Raw genomic sequence first — 22,742 nt, 5'->3', positions numbered from 1 at the left:
AAGCTGGAGATAACATCAAATGCTTACCTATTGCCAACGGTTAGTTCAACAAGAAGTGTTGGTTATTTGCCCATTTAAACAGACATACCCTTAATCAAGAGGTGTTTGTATGAAGAAAAAATTTGTTATTTATATCGTAGGCATTCTCATCCTTTTGTTAGCTTTTTCGTTTTTGTATTTACAGGAATCTAAAGCGGATGGAGAAACTCATATTTTAAATGAGGAGGAACAAAAGGAATTAGTTGAATTCAATGATTCTCTTATTAAAGAGGGAGGATTCTTTTCCTTGGTAGGGGAAGAATTAAGTAAAGCAGGTTACAAATATCAAATTGCGGGAATGATTTATTCAATGAATGATATTAGGATTTATGTAATCGTACCAGATAGCGAAGTAATTACTGATAAAACACAAGAAGAAATAAATAATATATATCAAGAGATGATAAGTAAACACAATCTTAATTGGGAAGCATTTAATATAAAAGTTGTCCATTCTGATGAAATAGAGTAACTAACGGGGCGTTTATCCAAAAGGATTAACGCTTTTTTTGTTGAACTTCTTAAACTAAGAGTTATCATTATTGATTGGGATTCCATTCCAATCAATGTTAGTATTTCCTTATTGAACTAACGGTGCAGTTTAGTTCAATAAGGAGGTATTATTGGAAGGATGTTGAATAGTTAACAAAAAGGGGAGGCAGTTTGAATTGAAGAAGTTTTCTATGTGCATTATCATCTGTTTAATGTTGATGTTAGTCGCTTGTCAAAACAATAGTGGTCTTACATTCAAAGGGGAAAGTGAAAATTGGAATGGCGAATTAATTACTAAATATGATTTTTGGGGAAAAGAGATTCAGAGTATAAGGATTACCTATATAGGTGAAAACCCTGAACAGCTAAGCATACCTAGTTTTAACGTAGAAAGCACTGACTTCTTGGGTTGGGGGATATACGATATACAATTAGATAGCAATGGGATTTATTATAGTGGGGATGTTTTCAAATTGGATACTAAAACTCCATCTTCGTCTAAGATAATATTAACTTTAGAAGGTGAAGAGTCTGAAACTATAACGTTAAGTTCAAGTTCATAAAATATAGTTCTTTCCTCTTCAACTAACGTGGTGCTTTACTTGAAAATCAATGAGCTGCTTAAACGGCTCTTTTTTCTTGTTCAACTAAAGGGGCAGTTTAGTGGAAGAAGAGGCGTTTTTAGAAGCGTGTTGAATATAGTTAATATATGGTGATAATTTAATTCAACATTTTCTTGGAGGGAGTGTTAATTTGAAGAAAATAATGACTTTATTATTTACAATATTAATTTTGACGGCTTTAACGGCTTGTACGGAAGTCTCTAAAAATGACATTGCTGAAGAAGAGATTAATAAAGATGAGGTTATTAACAACAATTATAAATTCATTGGAGAAAGCGAACATTGGGAAGCTGAATACTCCTATAAAGGAACGGAAAAATGGGGAGAAAAAAACGGGAGAAAAACTTATTCTAACGAAGATAGCGATGATTTTGTAATAAAATATAAAGGTTCTTTAGAAGAGTTGTCTTCATTACAAAAACTTGAATTTTCTTATGAAACAAATTTTAGTAATGGGGGAAGAACTGAAGAGTTCAAAGAACCCCCAAAAACAGTAATATTTTCGATTTCAGGTGCTTCAAAAGGTGCGGCAAAGGTAGGTGAAGATGAGGTTATAAAAGTAAATGTAAAATGGGATGACCTTGAAGAGTCATTTGAACTGCATAATAAAAGTTAGTAACTCTGTTGAACTAACGGGTGCTTTAGTTGAACAAGTGGCTGCCTGTAAGGGTAGCTTTTTCTTATTGAACTCCCATGAAAATTAAAAACGCTCAAAATCTATAAAACTGCATAACAAAAAAAACTCAGAAAATGCTTTTTTAAAAAAAGGCTGAGCCTTCAGAATGATTATATTGAGATGATAGGTAAATCAGGAACCAACTCCATTCTTCCTAGAATATAGGCAAGGCTGGTGCAGTAACCAGAGTAGGATTAATCTCCCATAAGTGCTACCCGTATTGGGTGCGACAGTCTGTGATGCACCGTGGTCGTTGGAGTCAGACTAACGGATGGGCTCTATGGCACCATAGTTCATCGACCTTCTTCGCCAGCCGTAGTATCCAATACCCGTTCTGTACACATTTTCATCCTCTGTGGTGTAGCGCTGATTTTGCGCTACATGTATGGCTAACGGGGCAGGTTAATTGAATAAGTAAACTAAATCCCTAGTATCAGTATGGAGGTGAAAGTCATTAAGATTGAGATTGGAATTTCTCCTAAAAGTTCTATTACTGATGATAATTTTTTTCCTTTTGCAATTGACGGAAAAGCACAATTTCTCTATGATATTTCTTTTTGGCAAAGGAAAGATGAACAAGAAGTTGAAGAGTTTGTATCTAAATGGATGAACAACATAAATGAGTTTCCTATAGTTGCTTTTTTTGAGTGTTATGATTTTCAACAAAAAGAAATTGAAGAGGAATGTTTGTCCAACTCAATTGAATATACGAAATTCAAATGGGGAGAAATTGATTTTTACAACAAAGTAACAGTTCGAAATATTGAACAATTTAATGTAATCTTCCCCTATTTATATGCAAATGGAAGTATGAATAATTTTGCTTGTTTCTCTCTTGGAAAAGATATTTTTAGCATCGGAAATAGGCACCTTAAAACTGTCTGGGGAAAAATCGAAAAGATGGAAACCCCTATTGTGACAGTAAAGGAAAATATAACTGCTCTTTGGGTTAATTATGACGGTGATGGAATGGTTGTTATTTCAAATGACAATAAATATTCCCAGTTATCTTCAGTAATTAAAACTCTACCCAAAGAAACTGTTTACTCAATTATTAGATATGAAGAATGATTTATTTACTTATAATCTTTTCTTATTTAACTAACGAGGCAGGTTAGCTGAAGAATATTATGTGGTGGAAAGTCTACATAATATTCTTTTTTAATTTCACAATAATAATTTTGTATTTCTTGTAACGAATATCGGTTTCATTCTATATATAAGTATCGCAACAGTGGAAGGAGGCATCTAGTGGAGGATTTAAGTGAAATCTATAAATCCTATGCAAATGAAGTAAAACGTTTTCTTCTTTGTTTAACATCAAGTGAGGATTTAGCAGAAGAATTAACCCAGGAAACATTTTATCAAGCTGTCAAGTCAATTCATCGTTACAATGGTGAATGCAAAATTTCGGTCTGGCTATGTCAAATTGCCAAGCATAGCTATTATGATTATTTAAAAAAGGCAAAACATCGAAATCATACAAGTATTGATTATTTGACTCAAAAAGGTGTAGATATACGTTCAAATGAAGATTTACCTGATATTGCAATGATGAAAGAAAGTACATTACGTGTAATTCATCAAGAAATTCGACAATTAAAGGAGCCTTATGCTGAAATCTTTTTACTTCGAACAACGCTGGATTTAAGTTTTAAAGAAATAGGTGACATATTTGAGGGAAGTGAAAACTGGGCGAGGGTTACATATTATCGTGCAAAATGCAAGTTAGCAGAAAGGATGGATTTGGATGAACTGTAATATTATAAAGGATTTATTACCGTCCTATATAGACGGTATTTGTAGCGAAGAAACGGTTGCCGCAGTCGAAAGACATATCGAGCATTGCCAAGGGTGTAAAGATACTATGCAAATGATGAAGCAACCAACAGTACAAATAGTTGAAACAAATGTGGAAGCTGCGAAGGAACCGTTTAAACGCATCAACAAAAAACGACGTTTTCAAGTTATAACAGCTATTATGATGACCCTTATGCTCACTTTTATTGGTTATCAAATAGTTCAGAACGTAGGGGTCGTTCATCAATTCTTTTTTCCAAAAGTCATAGCAATTGTAGAAATAGAGGATGGTATGGAAGATTGGCTAAGTATTAGTTTCTCTTCTGATTTAATTAATCATCAAGATTATGTAATATATGATAGTCTTTTTTGGAAGAAGGAAATTGTTAATAGTGCGAATAATGAAAGTGATGTGTTACTAAGAGTAAAAGATGAAAAGGGTAATGTAATTATTGATGAATTTCAAATATCCCCTGGAAAAAGTATTAAATTAGATGGATTGGAGAAAAAAGAAAAATACTTTTTTGAAATAAAAGCTCCACAAGGACGTTTTACCATTAATGCAATATAAGGAATTCAAAATGTGAGAACGGAATAAGTAGCTACCCTTACAGGTAGCTACTTATTGAACTAACGAAGCAGTTTAGTTTAACAAGAACGTTCAAATAGACTTCCAATTACTTTAATCCTAACTTTCATTTGGAGTCGTAGCACTGAAATGAAAGATTCAATGGAAGCATGGAAGTAAAACGAAGGACCGATCGATCTTATGAAATTGCATAGGGTTGATTGGTTTTTTCATGTTCATAAAAAAATTGGAAAGGTTGTATACTTTTTCAATTTATAAATGTTATATAGGTGAGTGATCACTAGAAATAAAAAAATGGATATCCAAAAGTTGGTGAAGTTTTGAGAAATGAATGGGAGCAATTACTTCTTGCTCATGCAAAAATCGTGTTTAAATATTTAATGAAAATCGGGGCCAGTAAAGAAGATGCGGAAGATATTACCCAAGAAACGATTATTAAAACGATTGAATGTCTCCAAAAAATCGAAGCTGGGAAAATGCGTGCGTGGATGTTTAAAGTAGCCATTCATCGTTATTTCTCTCTATATAATAAGAACAAAACGATTGTTCAGTTAAGTGAAGATGATTTAGAAAGGCTTAAGCCTGCCATTGATGATGTAGAGGTAAAATTTTTAACAAAAGAAACGGCAAGTGAAATGGCAGATGCATTGCAGGAACTTCAACCGACTTTTCAACAACTTCTCATTTTAAAGTACTATATGGATTTTTCGTATAAAGAAATGAGTGAGATTTTAAGTATGAAAGAGACTAGTGTTAAAACCTATTTATATAGGGCACGTAACACCTTTAAAAAGATTTGGGAGGCGAAGTTAAATGGACAATGATAAACAAGCGGACCTATTTGATCTGAAGAAAATGGAGAAAACAATTAAGAAAGCCAAACGAATGGCAAATTGGAAAATAATTATGATTACAATTGCCATTCTTCTTGTCATGATTATCGTTGGGGCAAGCGCAAATCGCTCTATTACGTATCGATTGGAGGGCCCCGTTCAAATTTCTGCAACTGGATTTCATGAAATTTCTGCACCGAATGAATTTATTGGTAAGTTTGAACGATATCAAGGGATTTTAAGTGGAGAAAATCGGTATACCACTTACAAAATCATTGAAGGTAAGGTGGTTTATACTGGAGAAGAAAGATATGGATATGGACTTTTCCGTGACGAAAATTTAAATCGTATTGGGATTGAGTCGCCCAGCTTAATCTGGCGTAGTTATTCCGAAGAAGATTTACAAAGTCAACGCTATAACGAACTTGGTCAACGCGAAATGGTCTTTTTCTATCCATTTCTGCAATATACCAACTACCGCAAAGATTTAAATTTGCTAGATGAGATTGGGGAAGAAAAAGTGATGGAAGTGGCATTGTCGTTTGATCAAAGCTACTCATTCGAAGAGGTGCAAGCGATGATACCAGATGAAGTGACACTTTCTTGGCTCTGGGTGGATGATGTCGATGAAGAGAAAGGTAATTTCCAATTGGAACAGTTTAACGAGAACAATGAATTAATAGGATATAACAATTTAGTTCGTTCTGAGAAGACTGTTTATGGATTTTCCTTATTTAATGAAAACGGGGATTTTAAAGAGGAACCGGTTCTTCGTTTTATTGGTGAAATTAAAGCAGGTCAACAATACAAAACACGATGGCAAGGTGAGTTTCGTCGATTATTTACAACATTGAGTGGGGAAGATAACGAACTAACAGAAGTAGATTTACAATACTTTGGTGCTGTCGTTACTGGGAATGCTGAATCATTATCAAAATTAAAAGATTTACCATTCATTAAAGCATCATCAATTGGAGTCATTACGGATAATTATTAAAAAAAGACAGAGCAATTCTAACTCGAATTTCTACTATACCTAAAACAGAACAACTGATAAATGTTTTAAAATAATCTTCTTCAACTAAAGGGGCAGGTTAATGCAATAAGAAAATTCAAATTAATTATGAAGGGACACAAGTAATGAATAAATTTATATTGCCACATATGTATTTATTTTTTGGAATCATATTATTTATGTTTGCTGCATTTATCATTCCAACAAGTAGTTTATATTATTTCACATGGTTCATTTCATTGGTTTGTATTGCTTTAGGTTTGCTATGGAATATCATTTTATTATTTAAAAAAAGAAGTTAGAAGCATTTCACTAACGGGTGCTTTACTTGAAGATCGTTGAGCTGCTTAGACGGCTCTTCTTTCTTGTTCAACTAGCGGGGCAGGTTACTTCAAGAAGGATTAATGCTCATTTATGTGGAATTTATTAGGTAATGAGAGATAACTAACTTTTAACAAGGGGGGATATGAAATGCAAAAATGCAAAAACTGTGGTGGAAATTCATTTGTAAAAGTACCAGAGTTTGAAAAAGAACTAACTGTCTGTTTGGATTGTGGGGAGGTAGTTTCAATAAGGTTCGTAAACCCAAGTATATTAAAGAAATATATATTAAAGTAGACAGATTTGGTTTTATAATTTTAATTGTCTTACTTTAGTAGAAATGAGATTATAACCAGAGTTTATTCAACTAACGGGTGCTTTACTTCAGGAAGGAGTAAAGCCCTTTTCCTTATTGAACTAAAGAAGCAGGTTAGCATAAAAAGGTATATTTGAAAGGATGCAGAATTAGTTACCGTAAGGGGAGGTTGCTTGAAATGAAGAATATTTCTAAGTGCATTTTTATCATCTGTTTAATGTTGATGTTAGTTGCTTGTGAAAACAAGAGTGGTCTTACATTCAAAGGTGAAGGTGAAAATTGGAGTGGTGAACTAATTACTACATATGATTTTTGGGGAAAAGAGCATCAGAGTATAATTATTACCTATAAAGGTGAAAACCCTGAACAACTAACTGCACTTGATATATTTGTAGATAGTTCCGACTTTCTGGGTTGGGGTTTAATCGAAAGGGAATTAGATAAAAATGGTATCTATTATAGTGGAGATGTTTTCAAATTGGATACTAAAACTCCATCTTCGTCTGAGATAATATTAACTTTAGAAGGTGAAGAGTCTGAAACTATAACGTTAAGTTCAAGTTCATAAAATATAGTTCTTTCTTCTTCAACTAACGGGTGCTTTACTTCAAGAAGGAGTAAAGCCTTTTTTCTTATTGAACTAAAGTGGCAGGTTCGTTCAAGAGTGTTGTTTAACTTGTTAAGAACAAATGATCAATTGTTCTTAACAAGTTATACTGTAATAAAATAATGAAATGTGGTGATTAAATGAATCAGAGAATAAACAAATACAACCAGCCACTTGGTGAGGATTTGTCCAATTGGCAGGCAAGAAAATTCCCTTCTGATATGCATTATGTCGGAAAGTATACCATTGTCACTCGATTATCTCGTTCACATATCAAAGAACTCTATAACGCTTATAGTAATTCTCATCCTAGTAATTGGACCTACTTACCCTATGAACCCCCTCACAACTATGAAGCATTTGAAGAGGCATTACTAGAAAAAATAGAAAGCAGCACACACATCTTCTATGCCGTATTAAATAAAAAGACAAACAAACCGCTTGGGATCTTTAGTTTAATGAGGATTGATCAGGCAAATGGGGTGATCGAAGTAGGACATGTTAATTTTTCGGATGCATTAAAAAGAACAATAATGTCTACTGAAGCACACTATTTATTAGCCATGTATGTATTCGAAGAACTCCAATACCGACGTTATGAATGGAAATGTGATTCCCTTAATGCTCCCTCCATTCAAACCGCAAAACGTTTAGGATTTAAGTATGAAGGCACCTTCAGAAATGTCGTTATCTATAAAAACCGCTCACGAAACACCAGCTGGTTTTCCATGCTGATAGAAGAATGGCCTCTACATAAACAAGCATTTACTAAATGGTTGGCAGAGGAGAATTTTGATGACAAAGGAATTCAAGTTCAAAGATTAGAAGCATTTAAGCAATAAAAACAAAATTGCTTGCTTCTTTATTAAAACAATCGGGCGCGATTGTTGAATTAGCGTCGCTGTTCTTATTAAACTCCCATGAAAATAAAAAAACTCTTATTATTGATAATACCGCATAACAAAAAAAGCTCAGAAAAAGTTTTTTTAAAAAAAGACTGAGCCTTGAGAAGGATACTGTTGAATTGAAAGGTAAATCAAGAATCAGCTCCATTCTTCAGAGAATATAGGCAAGGCTGGTGCAGTAACCAGAGTAGGATTAATCTCCCATAAGTGCTACCCGTATTGGGTGCGACAGTCTGTGATGCACCGTGGTCGTTGGAGTCAGACTAACGGATGGGCTCTATGGCACCATAGTTCATCGACCTTCTTCGCCAGCCGTAGTATCCAATACCCGTTCTACACACATTTTCATCCTCTGTGGTGTAGCGCTGATTTTGCGCTACATGTATGGCTAACGGGTGCTTTACTTGAAGATCGTTGAGCTGCTTAGACGGCTCTTTATTTCTTGTCTAACTAAACGGCAGGTTGGTTAGACGGTGAGATATAGTTAGGGGGAATAATTATGTCATTTTTGGGAGTATAATTATGTCATTACACAATTTCGCATCAATTTTCACCAACTTCCATTTCAGTAGAAAGTTCGAATATAAGCTAAATATAATTTTAGTTCATAATAGAAAAGTGCGCACGTGTACACTGACAAATCTATTTTTTCTACTAAACACAATAAAAATTGAGTTTCTTGTCCATGAAATGATAACTTTTTATTTATGGAATAAAGTTTTACTCGCCAATTCTGCAGAATTGATGACCTATTTTTCTTTCGCTTCTTCATTGACTGTAGTGAGAAGGGCGGGGTGGTAATTTTCTTTTAAAATCATTACTCATTATTCTTCAAACCTCACCTTGGGTGTGTTTTCATTGAACTCTATTGTTGCAAACGCATCCCAATACCAAAAATCGAATTTAGGTTTCAGTGATGAAAAATGCTTTATCTTAAATTCACGCTGTTCGTGATATGATTCCATGCTTTCAGACATGCCAAAAACTTCTACAATCGTCGTAGGTTTTGTGTCCAATAGTATGCCATCTGGGACATACCCAGCCCAGTCAGGATTTTCACTCGTCAGGGGCCTGATCACTGCACGTTGGGTATCGCACAATTGATTATACAGCTGCCGTTCATATGAACTTTCAATAGGGGCGCCGAAGTCATTAATAGGTACTAAAGCAAAACTCAAAAATCGTGGCGTTTTTCCGTATCCGGGACTCTCAACAAAACCTCCTGCAATATATGGACCTGGCATTTGCCGGATCGCGGTGGATGCTTTTTGGAACAAGTGAGCAGGTACGTCTAATTGTCGGAAAGCATCGGATTTCGGACTCCTTAACGATAGCCGGTATGTTTCGTCATTCTTCTGGATACCATCATCGGCTAATAATAGCATAGTGAAGGCGGCACTTTTTTGACCTGTATTCTTAGCGATCACTGCAACCTTTCCTTCTTTTTCTCCTTTGTAGAGGAGTTCTTGAATCGTGAAGTTTTTGTTTGTATAACCCCTTGTCGTATGGGTTGTTAAGCGTTCAAAAAGGGTGGTCACATCGTTTTTGGGGTAGGCCGATTTCTTATAATACGAAAACTGGATAATGTCGTTCCATGCCTCTGTAATCATCCTCTTCATTGCAGCAAAAACACTGGGTTTATGGGTAGATGTTCCATTGGCATTGCTAGAAGGAAGGGTAGTACCATCAGAATTGGACTTGGGTTTCTCTTGCTTAACGCCCTTTTCTAATTGGAAATCTTGTGTATCGAACTTGATTTCAATTTTGCCATCGTCCTTCTTCACAAACCCTTTTTCATATCCCGAATTGGATGAAATATATTCTCCTTCTTCACGCTTATAATGACAGGTGTCGCTATGCTGGTCCTTATCCTTTGATTTAATGTAGAAGAAATCATGAACACTATTATGGATAGGGATCATTATAGGGCGAGGTGTCATACAAGAGCACAATAATTCAAATTGCCCTTCATGATATAACTTTCGAATAGGTCTTAATTTGTTGTTTTTAGCGGTAGAATCTAGTGAAAAATAATGGTCGTGCGTCAAGTGTTCTGTATGGCCATTTCTATTTTTAAATATAAATGAATGCAATTGGAATTCCCCCTTATATCGGTAAAAGGAAAAAATGGACCTTTTATAGTTAATACTAGGTATTGATAGAAGAAACAAAGATATTCTAAGTATGGACTTTGTGTCCAAACAGTCCATCGTATAGAAGTATTAGTTTAGATTTTCTTGTCCTTGTACAACAATACAAGAATATTATACCATGTATTAATAAAATAAACTTCCAATCTAAACTAAATTTGAATTTAGCTTAGATTGGAAGTTTACAAAAATTCATCCTTAATTATCTTTAGCAGGATGTGCATCCCCTCTTGGCTTAAATTAATACCTGGAAGAACTTCAACCACATCTTCTGATATCTTTCCAGTTACTAAACAAGTCAAAAGTTTTTTCTGAATAGAAACTCCATCTCTGATTGAATTAAATTCAACTGCGCTTATATCGATAATACCAATTTCGCGTAAAATTTGTTTAGGTATACTGATGGTTCCATCCCTTTTCACACGAGTAAATCTGCCTGTATATTTCACTGATTTCCCCCTATTTAAAATTTGTCAGTTTCCCTTGCAAAAAGTACTCAAAATCTTCTTCCAATCCTTGTTTTTTTATAAACATCCAGTAAGCGTTCGTATAAGAAAATTGGTTGATTTTCAATGATAGCTCTAGATAATGTTCATTTTCTAGTTCTTCTGCATTAGATATAAATGACAAAATAAATTGCATTTCACCCCAATCTAAGGTTACATCAGAATTAGTTTGGAGATTATTTTTCTCCGCGTATATTTCAATTTTCTCTTTAAGTAAAAGAAGATATTGTTTCTTATTCATTATTTCGTTTCCTCCCACTAACCCATTCTGTAATGAAGATAAGTCCACTTTTCTTGTAAATTAAATTATTCTCTCTTAATTGCGTTAGAACTTTATCAACCTCCCCTAGACTTATCTTACATTCCTGGGAAATTTCACGTTTATGCTGGCATATGACCCCATTCATATCAACCATGTCGAGAAGGTAGTCAATTACTCTATTTTTTCTATAATTAGAGACTGTTGACTTTTCCGCTATTATCTCCTGCCATTTATCTTGTATTGATGCCTTCTCTGTGAAAGACAAATTTGCCGGATGATAGGATAACAGTTCGTTATGTTGCTTAATTAACAATTAAATTCCCCCTTTCTTTAATGCTGCAATTGATATGTAAACCGAAAGTAAAAGATTACAAGTGATAGATATACTGGTAGAATTTCAATAAAAATTTGAACCAGTCAATGTTTATATCACTATTAGCATAATGATATATTGATAATGGTATAAAGTCAAAGATTGAATATAGATACTGAATTGGATTTTATTTTCCAATTCACTTGGAATAATTTAAATTCTTCATCTAGCCACTCGAATAGTTTGAGCACTAGAATTTCTTCATATTTGTTGCGAAATAGCTTAATAAATCCATTTGGGAGTCGGATATGTAACAGTTCATTAACTTTAATTTTATAGGCTTCCGTTCCTGGAAACGGAGTTAGATACGGTTGGTACGGATTCTTAAAAGTGAGCCAATTCTTATTATATCTAATATATGTCGGATATAAATCGCGCCGATTTAAGAGATAATCCAAAAATATACTACTATCAATTTTTACTGTTAAAGCAATTACTTTGCTATTGCTTTGTTTTTCGTTGATTTCTATATTCCACATAACAGTTCACCACACACTTTTTTTTGATAGACCACAAGTAACATTCTATAAGTCTCCGCCCTTTTGCTTTCAATAGATGAAAAGGCTGTATTACTGCCAGTTTTATTGTTATTCCCTTTTCCTTCGTTGGATAAGCCACAATATTTATATATAGACAACAACTACATCTTCCCTCATAAAAACACCCTGAAAGCAAACGAAAATCCGAATGCGTTCAGGGTGCACCTGTTTTAAGACATTATCATTATTTTATCATGAAATACTTTGTTTGAATAGGTATTTAACATATATGCAACGTGTGAGCTTAGATCTGCATCTAAAAGTAAAGATTTAGTCAGCCAAATCAAAGTGGGCATGTGAGACTAATTCTTTTCGGACGGTGCTAGACCAGTTTTTAAACAAGTAGTCCGAATGGTCAATATGTTCTCCGTTTAATTCTTCAAGATTATAACTTACATCATATTGCTCCCATGGGATACCTTCAACGTCACGATGAAATAGATGAACATATTCTTCAACGTTACTAATTACTTCCCTTGTGAAATTAACTGAAATTATCTCATCGTAGTTCATTTCTTTGTTTAAACCATAAAACGAAACTATAGAGCATCGTATTAAACTATCCAAACGAGTTCTTAATGGTAGGTAATTTCCTATATATATATTTAGTGTTTGTCTCTTCTTCCCTGTCCCTAATCTGCCGAATAAGATACCAGCAGAAATAAAAAAAAGTGTATAAGCATGAGTTTTGCCTTTGATAAAATTAGGTACTGCGTCATTATAGCTCTTGATAATTTTGTCGTAAGTTATTTGACCTAATATCCTAGTTGCAGCAAAAGCATCAGCATCCATTTCTAGCGTTTGACTTAAGAGAGAATCAACTTCATATTTATCTGTACTTTTAATAAAACGAGACTTGACGGCATCTTCTTTTAGTTTCGCAACATATTTTAAATGGCCATTATATATATGGCCAAGTTCGTGAAATATTATTACCTTTGTGGATAATTCAATTAAAAGATTCTTATAATGAAAAGCTTTTTTCGGGCAATATTTTTCCTCTGCCGAAACCATGGTGTAAAATAGATGATTCCCTTCACTTAATAAAATAGTAAAAAGTTCATCCATTTTTTTAAATACTCCTTTGTTGACAGACATCGAATATTCCCCATTTATATAACTGGCTCTTGCACCCAATTCAAGGGACTCATCGATAACAAACGAAATATTTACCTCTTCGCTTTTATGATCTGGTATAAGTTCGCTACAGTATGTTAGTGCTGATACAATCGTTTCCTCACACTTTTCATCAAAATTCATTGTTTTACTTCCTCTCTTAGATAAAAGTTACCACATAATACCTTGAATGATAGATTGAGTGCGTTCGCTGGAAATCCTCACAAATCATATTCTTCAAGTGTTGAATTGACTACAATTAAACATTGACCCTTTCCCAAAGTATATATCCAGCTCTTTTAATTGAAACGCTAAAAAGCCCTTGGGTAGTTTGTTCGCATAGCAAAAAAGTAAAGATTGCTATGAAACACAAACAGCCCAAAGGCTTCAAATAGTCGTCACCGCAGAACCTCACCATATGGTGGATTTGCATTAAAAGGAAGTTAAATAGATATAAACCAAGTATACAAGATTCAAATATGTTATTCAACACCGTAACGATTAGTCCAGATTCAACTATCTTTCCATTTATCTGGTTCAATCATTTCTAAATATCGGTCAAAGCATTTCTCGCAATAAATTGAATTTTCCCAGGGGGTGAAAACTTCATCTTTCCGAATTTTCTTTTGGCATGTATGACAAATTATTAGTTGATAGATGATCGCCATTTTATCATTCCCTTTCAAACTTTTCTCGAATTGCTTCTTCAATATATTCACTCATGGTAATATTCCTCTTTTTAGATAGGTCCTGTAATGAATCTAATAAATTATTCGGTAAATCTACCGTGGTACGCCTATATCCGCTAATAAGGTTCCAGGCCCCCTCTGATTGCACTACTTCGCCTAGCACAAGGAATGACGCTATTAGCTCCCCTGTAATCGTTCCCGGAACAGGTATTGGCAATTCCATCAATCCACTTTTTATCGACAGTGTAATGTCGGTATCGCGTTCTCTCAACCGTATGTTTTCAATTCCCCATACTTGATAGACGAAATCCAGAAAATCAAAAGACTCATGGATTTCTTTAGGCAGCAAAAAGTCCGTGTATGCTACCGCTCGTTTATTTGATTGATGGATTGGATACGCCGCCTCGTATTGAAATTTATTGATTCCGTCATCAAATGGGATCCAGGTGCGGGATTGCAAGTAAAATCCCCAGTCAAAATCTTCATTCCGCAGCACCCGTATATCCTGTCCATTAGGAGCAAGAAAACGTTGGTAAAGGGCAACGTCATGCTTTGAATCATAGAATTCAATCCGTGTACCACGGGAGGGTGTCGTACGAATAATTTCCTGTTCAATTTGTGCGGCCAATTCTTCAGATATGGAATAACCTTTACCTTCATCCCCTAATAGAATTTCATCCACGGGCAGTTTGTTATCCTTGATTATTGTATAAATCCTCGCTACCGGCACGCCTAGTCGTTTTGCAAGCTCGGAAGGTCTTAAGCCTGTCGGTTGGTTCTGTTTACGTTCTTCTGCAAGCACATCCACTTCCTCACGCATATACCTAGCTTCACGAATTAACCTATGTGGGTCTTGAATTTTGATGATTTTCTTTTGTTTGGCGTAGTGATAAACGGTCGCTTTAGAAATACCGAGTATATCCGCAACTTCTTGTCGTGTGTACCATTCTTTCACTTATATCTCCCCGTTCAACATAACTATTGTTTGAATCTATTATCTGCATAGTTTTCAATTGACCAGATACCAATTTCTTTTTTCTTAGCATCGTCCTGTGCCCTCTCATAAGCATCTAAGTGCCGCTCTACCCAATGATGTCTAATCGTTCAGGCGAGCCTTGACAAACCCTTGCTATATGAATGAAATTCAAAAAAACCGCCGCCCTTAAATGGAGAAACGAGCATTAATGCGCCTTTCAATGTTCACCAATTGCCAAACACCTTCAGAAGTGCCTCATGTTCGTACTGAGTTGTATTCAACTTTTCTCATGCGCATATCCATAGCACATTTTAATACTTTATAGTTTTGTTCATCTAAACTAGAAATACAGTTTAGTAAATTGAAATGTTTGTAGCCATTCCACATATTTAAAGCAAATTTTCCGAGTTGAACCATAGAATTGGTTAAATCATATTTTATTTCTACTTCCGCTTCATCATCTGCAAAGTCCTTGTATTCTTCTAGTTTTGATAAAGTGTGCTGCCATTCATACGAGTGAATCCAGGAAACTGGATCTTCAAATTCACCGATGTAGTTTTCCACTTTTTCGAAAATCATTGATACTGAATATAACAGGCTGTGCCATATTCAGTATCAATTCTAGCTACATTCCATTTAAGTAGTACTCTTTTAAAATTAATTTCATGCTGTTTGTTTATAAAATAAATCGCTGTCATTATCCGCACGCTCCTTCTAGTAATAATCGAGCTGTATAACGCAATACTACGACCCCGTCTTACCGACTACAACACTTTTTACTAACACCATCGTTGAGGAGTCTGTTAAAGATTGTGATTAAATCGAGATTAAAAACAAAATTTCATATTCAGATTGTGAAAGCGGAAGCATCTTAACTCTTCATTTGGAGAGTAGGAAGCTTCTTTTTCTTTTCCGCAATTAAGGGTTAACTTGTTGTTAAAATATCGACTTAAAACATTTCAGCTTCAGACAGCTAAATCGCTTTTCTTCAATTTTTATATGCCCAAGTTTATCGAGTTCCTTCTATTATAAGAGACATTCAATTATCATCACTTTTTATGGCCAGCCAACTTTGAGCTCATCATGATATACAAACGCAATCCTACCACCGACCTCGACTTCGTACTGTAATTTCAGTTGCTCAACGACCTTTACTACAACGCCACGTTTTTTAATGAAATCTGACAAATAAAAAAAAGACTCGGGATCACTTACTTTGTTTTCAGGTATGTAGATTTGTACATGTTCTCCTATTTGAAACGTTGCCGGTAATTCATCTAGTCTTTTCCCTTGTGTTTCGAATAGTGAGAGTTGATCTTCTTCATCCAATATTTTCAGCCACCTATTCATCATCTGAATAAACTACAATAATTCCTTACTTCTTCTTCAATAGTATAAACTATATAAAAAGTAATAGCAATTTCGATACGCACTAGAATAAATTGAAATTACTTTATAAATTGTTTCAATATAAACAAATGTAGTATTTTTTTATGTTGAATGAAAAGTGTGATAAACTGTAAGTATTATTGATGTAGTGTTCATTTATAGCAAATGACGTATGAGTTACCTAATGACAGTGTACGATTATAATGATAATGTGACTAGGGGTGTTGTAACCGTGAAATTTGAGATACAAGTAACCGGAAGGTTACAGATAGAAAAATTGAAATTAGAATTACAAGATACATCGATACTGCCAGAATTGCAAAATCGTTTGGATGAAGCCGAAAAAAATGGCCAACACAATTTTCATGATTTCACGGATTCGGATATGATGAAATGGTTTCTTTACGAACGCCGGCACCTGAATCAAGAAAATGATCGTTCAAAGCGGACCGTTAAAGAATATGAACGCGAATTAGTGTTGTTCATTGAGCAGCTTCTTTTGCATAGTGCGGAGATAGATCTGGATGTGGCCTATATAATAGAAGGTTCTCTGTTTAAATCCCTCCAATCGCGCCATTTACGAAGGTACCAGGAGTGGTTAGCAACCGAAAGTCCATACGTATTGAAGAAAGGCGAATATTCAGCAGCAACGTTAGAACGAAAAACCACCATTGTGAAAGCATTTTTTACTTTTCTACATGATGTCGGGTACGTCCAGGAACCGATACACAAGGGACTTCGCATCGCAACCGTTCGCAAAGATGACCGCCCCAATCGGGATTTAGGACCTCTGGAAGTTGTCACCTTGTTGAATGCATTTCGCGACCTAGTAAATCCAATCATGTTTACAATTGTCCATGTCCTCTCAACAACAGGCATTCGGAATGAAGAGTTTTGTTCCCTGCAGGTCAAGGATTTCAAAGTCGACGGGATTCAAGGGGGCTACTACTTGGATGTGTTGGGGAAAGGAAATAAACGGCGGCATGTGCCACTCAAAGAAAAAGTCGTGCGCAGTATTCGGATGTTTCGCCATGCGCGTGGGCTACTCCCCATCGAGCAAGCACAACCGGCGGATCCCTTATTCACAACCAATACAGGACGCGCCTATTCCCCCTCCTATTTGTCGCAATATGTGAAGAAGGAGATTACGGGGCTAAAACAGCTGCAGCTATCGGACCAAACGATGAAAGTCACACCACACGTGTTTCGACATGCTTTTGCGATTATTTCAAAGATAAACGGTGTAGACATATACGACATCATGCGCTCCCTTGGTCACGAGAAAATTGAAACGACAATGATCTATTTGGAGAAGATCTTTGAGAAAGAGCGCCATGCTATACACGCATGGAAACCAGAAGGATTTGGGGACTATATATGACTTCAACAAAAAACCCTCACGTAACAGAACCAAAACCGTAGTCTTGGGGCTGCCGCGCGAGGGTATTCCTCTTTAATTACATATTATTTATGTGTCCATTATACCATGTCTATAGAAGAGATATACGTTTCAATTTGATGTCGTTATTCGTATCGCATAGGCCTATTTATCGGCTCATACGGTCTTTTTCTTCTTGTGTGTGATATTGAAATCAACCTTCCAAGCCAACCGCAGAAACAATGCTGGCTTGCTAGATAAACCAAGATTGTTACCAACGGCGGCGGGGCATCGAGTATATAAAAGGCTTGGAGTATCGGTCATTTAGTATCTTTAAAGATGCCGAATGAATACAAGGAGGAGTGGGCTAAGTGGGATTTGAAGTACTTACCCATCATTCCCGACGAATTTCAATTTAAGGTAGTAAGCGATAAGAAAACTCAATTCGCTTTTATTAATAAATTATTCAATGACCCTGCTGTTTCCTCAATCGTGAACGCTTGCGATGTGGACGCTGAGGGTTCTAATATTTTCTATTCGATTTTCAATATGAGTGGGGCAAGAAGTATATTGTACTGGTGTTTTGGCTAAACCAGCATATCTGGCTTCGCTTTGTGTGTAGTCTATCATTTAAATCCCCCTATCTTTTCTATTTATCTAAGTATAATTATATAATGTTTTTAAATTGTCATCCTTCTACATGGTGTAGAAATCCTTTCTTAATTGGAAGGATTTTTTATTTTTCGGTAGGTAAGATATTGTATACTTAAACTAATTAGTAGAGGTAGGTGAAAAAAATGGAAAGATTTCAAATGGCAAATGCATTACTTAAACGAGCAAAAAAACATCGTGATTCCATCGGAGACCATGGAGACCCCTATGAGGAATCCTTACTAGGTGGTGAAGTTACGATAGAATTAAAGATTGTTATCAAAGAGATTTTTGACCACTTAAGATCGGCGCTGGATTATAGTGCGAGAGAAATAAGTGAAATGTGTTTGGGACAATCCCCTCAAACCCCTGTGTATTTCCCAATTACAAGTCATGGCTTTAGACAAGCAGACTTTCGTTCAAGAGTCGGAAAATTGATTCCAGGTTTACTTCAACACAAACCTGAATTAGAGAAAGTTTTTGCTTCTTTTCAACCTTTTGCTTCAAATGAAAACAAATGGATTTCTAAATTTGCCACGCTTTGCAATGAGAATAAACATGAACAACTTAGCGTAGCTAAACAAACAAGAGCGTTTGGGAAAACATGGATAGATCAAGCGGGTAACCGCTTAATCAATATCAAAAAAGATAACGGTTCTCTTTTTCAAAATACTCCTTTAATGCTTATTGAAAATTACCCTGAAAGTGGAATTGGAGAGTACAAATACATATATGTTAAATTTGAACAAACCGGGGATGAGATTCTAGGATTTTTAGATGAATGTATAGTAGGTGTTGAAAAGATACTAAAAACACTATCAACCTCAATAAATCCTTAACCTTGTGAACAATCATCTTTATGATGGTGGCTGTCCCCTTTAACATACTTAATGATTATTTTAATTAGCAATTTGCAGTAAATTAGCCTCTTTAGACATAATTTTAAACCCTTTTACCCGCGTCAATTTCTATTTTATCCATATCCAATTTCGGATCTAGTTCGTCTTGTTCGGTATGCAATGGTTCACGATATGAATCTGGGGTTTCTGCTGGTGAGTTGTGATCAACGGTATTGTAATGGATATCTATATTAAAATTAATATCTGTGTAATTTACGTCGCCTAGGATAAGCGAATAAATAGAATATAAAGTCATTATGTTGCTGATAACCCTCCAAAGCGTGGTTGAATCTAAGGTATTTATTACAGCACCTATTTCTTTACAAAAAGTGATAAATTCATATTGAAATTCATTCACTCCGTTTCCAGAAAACTCTAACGTGGTAGCATTTGAAATTTCTTTTTCTTTAACGTCTTCATATAAACTTTCTAATTCTTCAATGGCAGAAATATAAGTTCCAACGGAAAGTCCGGCTGCAAATAAGGGTTTTATTTTTATTTGATTTAATATATTATCCATGGGGTTACTAAAAGTTTGTCGTATTATATTTTCCTGTCGTTGAAACATTTCAATTGCAGGGTTTACCGTCATATTTCGAAACATTTTCTCTCGGCTTTGAATCATATCTTGGACAGGGTTATTAAGAATTTTTTGGATTGCAGTTTCTTGTCGTTGAAACATTTCAAGTGTAGGGTTTACCGTCATATTTCGAAACATTTTCTCTCGGCTTTGAATCATATCTTGAACAGGGTTATTAAGAATTTTTTGGATTGCAGTTTCTTGTCGTTGAAACATTTTAAGTGTAGGGTTTACCGTCATATTTAGAAACATTTTCTCTCGGCTTTGAATCATATCTCGGACAGGGTTATTAAGAATTTTTTGGATTGCAGTTTCTTGTCTTTTGATCATATCTTGGAATTGCTCTATTATCATCTTTGTTTCATCCTTTCGACCATTACAATAGTATTAAAATGAGAAAAGAGAAAACTCGTTCGCCTTCTATTTTAACATAAACACGCCAAACTACCAGAATATTTTATTTAGTTCACAAACAACAAAAAGTTGAAACTATTGAAGCAACTTTTATTTAATTATTTTTCATTTATTTGTTCTAAATCTATAAATATCCTCTTAGGATACTCTTCCTCATTCACCTATCTAACCGAACATAAAATTCAAACGGCTGTAAAAGAACAACAAAAAGCACAATTCAACGGTGTTTGCCCCGTCTGTAAAAAAGGTAAAATGGCAGATAGAAAAACATTTTTCGGCTGTTCAGAATACAAATCTGGTTGCTCCTTCTCTATCTCTAAATCCATTTCGGGGAAAAAACTTACTGAAAAGACGTGAAAGATTTACTAGAAAAAGGGGAAACCGTGAAGAGGACGCCAGATGAAGCAGGTTAGGGAAAAAGGACCTTATTTTCGGGTCTTATGTTTTATCAACAATATTATTTAACAGAGCCATTCAATAAGAAAAAACTGCCATGAAAGACAGCCAATACTTAAACTAAAGCAAGCCGTTAGCTTCGCGGTACCACCTGAGTTTGTTGGTATGTCACCACACCAACCTTTAAAAACACTACCAATCAAAAGAATACCAGCTATTAAAAAGATTATTATAGTTAAAATAACCACATTTCAACTACATATTTAAAGAGAAAATTTAAAACCGTGTAGAAAAATCCTACACGGTTAATATGTATTTCAGTTGTTCATTATGTTTGTTGGTTCTGGAATTGAGTTGAATTTATTCAACTTATGTTCTTCATTCCAGTCGTCTTTTATTGCTTTTTTATAGATTTTTCTCAATGCTGTCTTTGTGACTGTTCCACCTCTAATTAACTCTTCGCACAAATCATACAACTCATATGTTTGAATATATTCAGAGTTTTCATTGTTGTCAGAAAAAGTTACAATTTTCAACTCTAACTGTCTAATTACTTGTGGAACACTCGTATCATCTGTACAGATGATTGGTAAATGTAGGACCCTAGCTAAAGCAAGTGATGCAATTTCCCCGTCATTTTTAGGTTTTCGACGATTAGGATTTTCTTTAGATTTGGCTGCTTCAATTTTTTTGAATTCAGATTTAATATTTCTTAATTCAAAACGATAAATACTCCGTTCTTCATCTGTTAAGTCAACCTTATTAGAAATTTCAGGGTATTTATTTTCTGGATCGTATAACATCAATATCCCTTGTTGAAATAAATTAGTTAAAACCGTTCGAAATGTATTGGTTACCAACAATTCATCAAGAACAGCAGCATCGACAAACATAATACCACCTAGTTTGTCCAATAATCGTATAAAACTAAAATCGTTAGAATAGTGCGTACTAAAAAATATATTTGCATCTAATATTTTATTAGTATTACATAAGCCGTTCTCTTGCTCCATATTTATTTTCACCTCCTTCTAAAGAAAACTAGGGCTATCTATAAAAATTCCTTCAATGGATCTTCTTCTTCATCAGAAGTTGAATGGTTTGGAACAGAGTCTTCGATTCTTTGTATATAGAGTTGTTCAATATCACTTATTGGAATATCAAGAGGACTAGGGATAGCCATATAATCAATACGTTCTGCTTCCCAATCACTATCTTTATAATTCTTGATTTTATCTTTAAACGAATTGTCTAACTTTCTTGATTTATGTAGGTTTAACTCAACTAATCTTCTTGCAACGGCTTCATAAGGTGCACAACTCATATCTGCAAGGTTAAAGATAATTCTTTCTTGGTCTTCTACTTCATCTAAGAATGTTTCCCAGATACCTTTAACTAAGTTTTCTGGTAATAATAAAGTTGCTGCAAAACGGTCCGCTGAACGTTCAATGACTTTTTCTAGAATTTCATCCTTGTTAGGATCATTTGAATCAAACGCTTTAATTAGTTTCCCATGCTCAGGAGTTAAATGAAATAATTCGTGAGCTAAAGTAAAGTATTGAACTCTATAAGAGTGATATGTATTGATAAAAACGTAACTGTCGTCTTTTCCATCTTTAAAATAATTAACTTTCCCACCAAATATTAATGGATCATTCATATATTCATAGATAATAGCTGTTTTACTGAAATTCCGTACAAATTGCTCAATATACGCTCCAATAAAAGTGGATGAACCGAAATTATTTTCTAGCATACGCCTAGCTGTAATTTCAGCTGATTGTTCACCAAACTCCATTAGAAGATCTGTGAATTTTACTTTTACTGACATTCCTCCACCCTCCCCATAAATAATAAAAAACTAAAAATAAATTATTGACTATTAGAGGTATCTTTCTTCAATTTTAGAAATAACTCGGTCTATTCCAAGCTGCCCTGAAAAGTTAGAAATTTTACCGCGCAAATGTATTTTGTATGGTTCTTCTCCCGCTAACAATTCATCTAAAGTGACACCTATTATTTTGGCTACTTGTTGAAATCTTGTATTAGGTAATTGTTTTTTTTCGTTTAAATATTGACCAACCAATGCGTCTGTAACCCCTAACATTTTTGCCAATTCACGATTAGTAATCCCTTCCTCATTTTTCCATAAATTTAATTTCTCCAAAACAATGGAATTAATATTCATACATATCACTCCTTTAAAAA

At 34.7% G+C, this 22,742-nt stretch carries 27 protein-coding genes; 14 read left to right on the top strand and 13 right to left on the bottom strand.

Annotated elements, in window-relative coordinates; translation table 11 throughout:
* Positions 1-109 precede the first annotated feature (109 nt).
* The 11 genes from AC1TO6_RS16945 (at position 110) to AC1TO6_RS16895 (ending at position 8,153) form a co-directional block, all read left to right on the top strand.
* Positions 110-511 (top strand): hypothetical protein, encoded by a 402-nt coding sequence (locus AC1TO6_RS16945; RefSeq protein ID WP_482102804.1) that lies wholly within the window; start codon positions 110-112, stop codon positions 509-511.
* A gap of 196 nt (positions 512-707) precedes the next feature.
* Positions 708-1,094 (top strand): hypothetical protein, encoded by a 387-nt coding sequence (locus AC1TO6_RS16940; RefSeq protein ID WP_482102803.1) that lies wholly within the window; start codon positions 708-710, stop codon positions 1,092-1,094.
* A 190-nt stretch (positions 1,095-1,284) separates the two neighbouring features.
* On the top strand, positions 1,285-1,770 hold the full coding sequence (locus AC1TO6_RS16935) for a hypothetical protein (protein ID WP_482102802.1): 486 nt from the start codon (positions 1,285-1,287) through the stop codon (positions 1,768-1,770).
* A 504-nt stretch (positions 1,771-2,274) separates the two neighbouring features.
* Complete coding sequence (locus AC1TO6_RS16930) at positions 2,275-2,901, top strand: hypothetical protein (RefSeq protein ID WP_482102801.1); 627 nt, start codon at positions 2,275-2,277, stop codon at positions 2,899-2,901.
* A 180-nt stretch (positions 2,902-3,081) separates the two neighbouring features.
* The gene (locus tag AC1TO6_RS16925; RefSeq protein WP_482101785.1) at positions 3,082-3,591 is read left to right on the top strand and encodes an RNA polymerase sigma factor; all 510 of its coding nucleotides are present in this window, start codon (positions 3,082-3,084) and stop codon (positions 3,589-3,591) included.
* Positions 3,581-4,201, top strand: a complete 621-nt coding sequence (locus AC1TO6_RS16920) for a zf-HC2 domain-containing protein (RefSeq protein WP_482102800.1) — start codon at positions 3,581-3,583, stop codon at positions 4,199-4,201. The genes AC1TO6_RS16925 and AC1TO6_RS16920 overlap by 11 nt, the downstream gene beginning before the upstream one ends.
* 338 nt (positions 4,202-4,539) lie before the next feature.
* On the top strand, positions 4,540-5,043 hold the full coding sequence (locus AC1TO6_RS16915) for an RNA polymerase sigma factor (protein ID WP_482102799.1): 504 nt from the start codon (positions 4,540-4,542) through the stop codon (positions 5,041-5,043).
* Entirely contained in the window at positions 5,033-6,049 is a 1,017-nt protein-coding gene (locus tag AC1TO6_RS16910) for an anti sigma factor C-terminal domain-containing protein (protein WP_482102798.1), read from the top strand. Before AC1TO6_RS16915 ends, AC1TO6_RS16910 begins: the two co-directional genes overlap by 11 nt.
* Positions 6,050-6,538: 489 nt before the next feature.
* The gene (locus AC1TO6_RS16905) at positions 6,539-6,685 is read left to right on the top strand and encodes a hypothetical protein (protein WP_172372269.1); all 147 of its coding nucleotides are present in this window, start codon (positions 6,539-6,541) and stop codon (positions 6,683-6,685) included.
* Positions 6,686-6,882: 197 nt separating this feature from the next.
* Entirely contained in the window at positions 6,883-7,272 is a 390-nt protein-coding gene (locus AC1TO6_RS16900) for a hypothetical protein (RefSeq protein WP_482102797.1), read from the top strand.
* A gap of 179 nt (positions 7,273-7,451) precedes the next feature.
* Positions 7,452-8,153, top strand: coding sequence for a GNAT family N-acetyltransferase (locus AC1TO6_RS16895; RefSeq protein ID WP_482102796.1), 702 nt, complete (start codon positions 7,452-7,454; stop codon positions 8,151-8,153).
* Between the two features lie 887 nt (positions 8,154-9,040).
* Here AC1TO6_RS16895 and AC1TO6_RS16890 read toward each other — a convergent pair.
* The 9 genes from AC1TO6_RS16890 to AC1TO6_RS16850 all read right to left on the bottom strand — a co-directional run bounded on the left by AC1TO6_RS16890 (position 9,041) and on the right by AC1TO6_RS16850 (position 16,156).
* Entirely contained in the window at positions 9,041-10,309 is a 1,269-nt protein-coding gene (locus tag AC1TO6_RS16890; protein ID WP_482102795.1) for a hypothetical protein, read from the bottom strand.
* 239 nt (positions 10,310-10,548) lie between these two features.
* Positions 10,549-10,815 (bottom strand): hypothetical protein, encoded by a 267-nt coding sequence (locus tag AC1TO6_RS16885; RefSeq protein WP_482102794.1) that lies wholly within the window; start codon positions 10,813-10,815, stop codon positions 10,549-10,551.
* 10 nt (positions 10,816-10,825) lie between these two features.
* A complete protein-coding gene (locus AC1TO6_RS16880; RefSeq protein ID WP_482102793.1) occupies positions 10,826-11,113 on the bottom strand; it encodes a hypothetical protein in 288 nt (95 codons plus the stop codon).
* Complete coding sequence (locus AC1TO6_RS16875) at positions 11,106-11,447, bottom strand: replication/maintenance protein RepL (RefSeq protein ID WP_482102792.1); 342 nt, start codon at positions 11,445-11,447, stop codon at positions 11,106-11,108. The genes AC1TO6_RS16880 and AC1TO6_RS16875 overlap by 8 nt, the downstream gene beginning before the upstream one ends.
* 869 nt (positions 11,448-12,316) lie before the next feature.
* Complete coding sequence (locus tag AC1TO6_RS16870; RefSeq protein ID WP_482102791.1) at positions 12,317-13,306, bottom strand: hypothetical protein; 990 nt, start codon at positions 13,304-13,306, stop codon at positions 12,317-12,319.
* A 528-nt stretch (positions 13,307-13,834) separates the two neighbouring features.
* Positions 13,835-14,806 (bottom strand): helix-turn-helix domain-containing protein, encoded by a 972-nt coding sequence (locus AC1TO6_RS16865; protein WP_482102790.1) that lies wholly within the window; start codon positions 14,804-14,806, stop codon positions 13,835-13,837.
* A 276-nt stretch (positions 14,807-15,082) separates the two neighbouring features.
* A complete protein-coding gene (locus AC1TO6_RS16860; protein WP_482102789.1) occupies positions 15,083-15,391 on the bottom strand; it encodes a hypothetical protein in 309 nt (102 codons plus the stop codon).
* An 11-nt stretch (positions 15,392-15,402) separates the two neighbouring features.
* A complete protein-coding gene (locus tag AC1TO6_RS16855; RefSeq protein WP_482102788.1) occupies positions 15,403-15,525 on the bottom strand; it encodes a hypothetical protein in 123 nt (40 codons plus the stop codon).
* A 358-nt stretch (positions 15,526-15,883) separates the two neighbouring features.
* A complete protein-coding gene (locus AC1TO6_RS16850) occupies positions 15,884-16,156 on the bottom strand; it encodes a hypothetical protein (RefSeq protein WP_482102787.1) in 273 nt (90 codons plus the stop codon).
* Positions 16,157-16,448: 292 nt separating this feature from the next.
* On the opposite strand from AC1TO6_RS16850, the gene AC1TO6_RS16845 reads away from it, so the two are divergent.
* Both AC1TO6_RS16845 and AC1TO6_RS16840 read left to right on the top strand, forming a co-directional pair.
* Entirely contained in the window at positions 16,449-17,597 is a 1,149-nt protein-coding gene (locus AC1TO6_RS16845; protein ID WP_482102786.1) for a tyrosine-type recombinase/integrase, read from the top strand.
* A gap of 794 nt (positions 17,598-18,391) precedes the next feature.
* A complete protein-coding gene (locus AC1TO6_RS16840; RefSeq protein ID WP_482102785.1) occupies positions 18,392-19,084 on the top strand; it encodes a hypothetical protein in 693 nt (230 codons plus the stop codon).
* 103 nt (positions 19,085-19,187) lie between these two features.
* On the opposite strand, the gene AC1TO6_RS16835 is transcribed toward AC1TO6_RS16840, so the two are convergent.
* On the bottom strand, positions 19,188-20,078 hold the full coding sequence (locus AC1TO6_RS16835; RefSeq protein ID WP_482102784.1) for a hypothetical protein: 891 nt from the start codon (positions 20,076-20,078) through the stop codon (positions 19,188-19,190).
* A gap of 138 nt (positions 20,079-20,216) precedes the next feature.
* Here AC1TO6_RS16835 and AC1TO6_RS16830 point away from each other — a divergent pair, with 138 nt between their 5' ends.
* Positions 20,217-20,495, top strand: coding sequence for a hypothetical protein (locus tag AC1TO6_RS16830; RefSeq protein WP_482102783.1), 279 nt, complete (start codon positions 20,217-20,219; stop codon positions 20,493-20,495).
* 356 nt (positions 20,496-20,851) lie between these two features.
* On the opposite strand, the gene AC1TO6_RS16825 is transcribed toward AC1TO6_RS16830, so the two are convergent.
* From AC1TO6_RS16825 to AC1TO6_RS16815, 3 genes are read right to left on the bottom strand one after another with little or no spacing between them, the layout of a single operon-like run.
* Entirely contained in the window at positions 20,852-21,547 is a 696-nt protein-coding gene (locus tag AC1TO6_RS16825; protein WP_482102782.1) for a hypothetical protein, read from the bottom strand.
* A gap of 38 nt (positions 21,548-21,585) precedes the next feature.
* Entirely contained in the window at positions 21,586-22,365 is a 780-nt protein-coding gene (locus tag AC1TO6_RS16820) for an ImmA/IrrE family metallo-endopeptidase (protein ID WP_482102781.1), read from the bottom strand.
* Between the two features lie 51 nt (positions 22,366-22,416).
* The gene (locus tag AC1TO6_RS16815) at positions 22,417-22,722 is read right to left on the bottom strand and encodes a helix-turn-helix domain-containing protein (RefSeq protein WP_482102780.1); all 306 of its coding nucleotides are present in this window, start codon (positions 22,720-22,722) and stop codon (positions 22,417-22,419) included.
* Positions 22,723-22,742 lie beyond the last annotated feature (20 nt).

The sequence above is a fragment of the Sporosarcina sp. Y352 genome (assembly GCF_056786535.1).
This window is presented reverse-complemented; position numbering and strand designations above follow the sequence as displayed.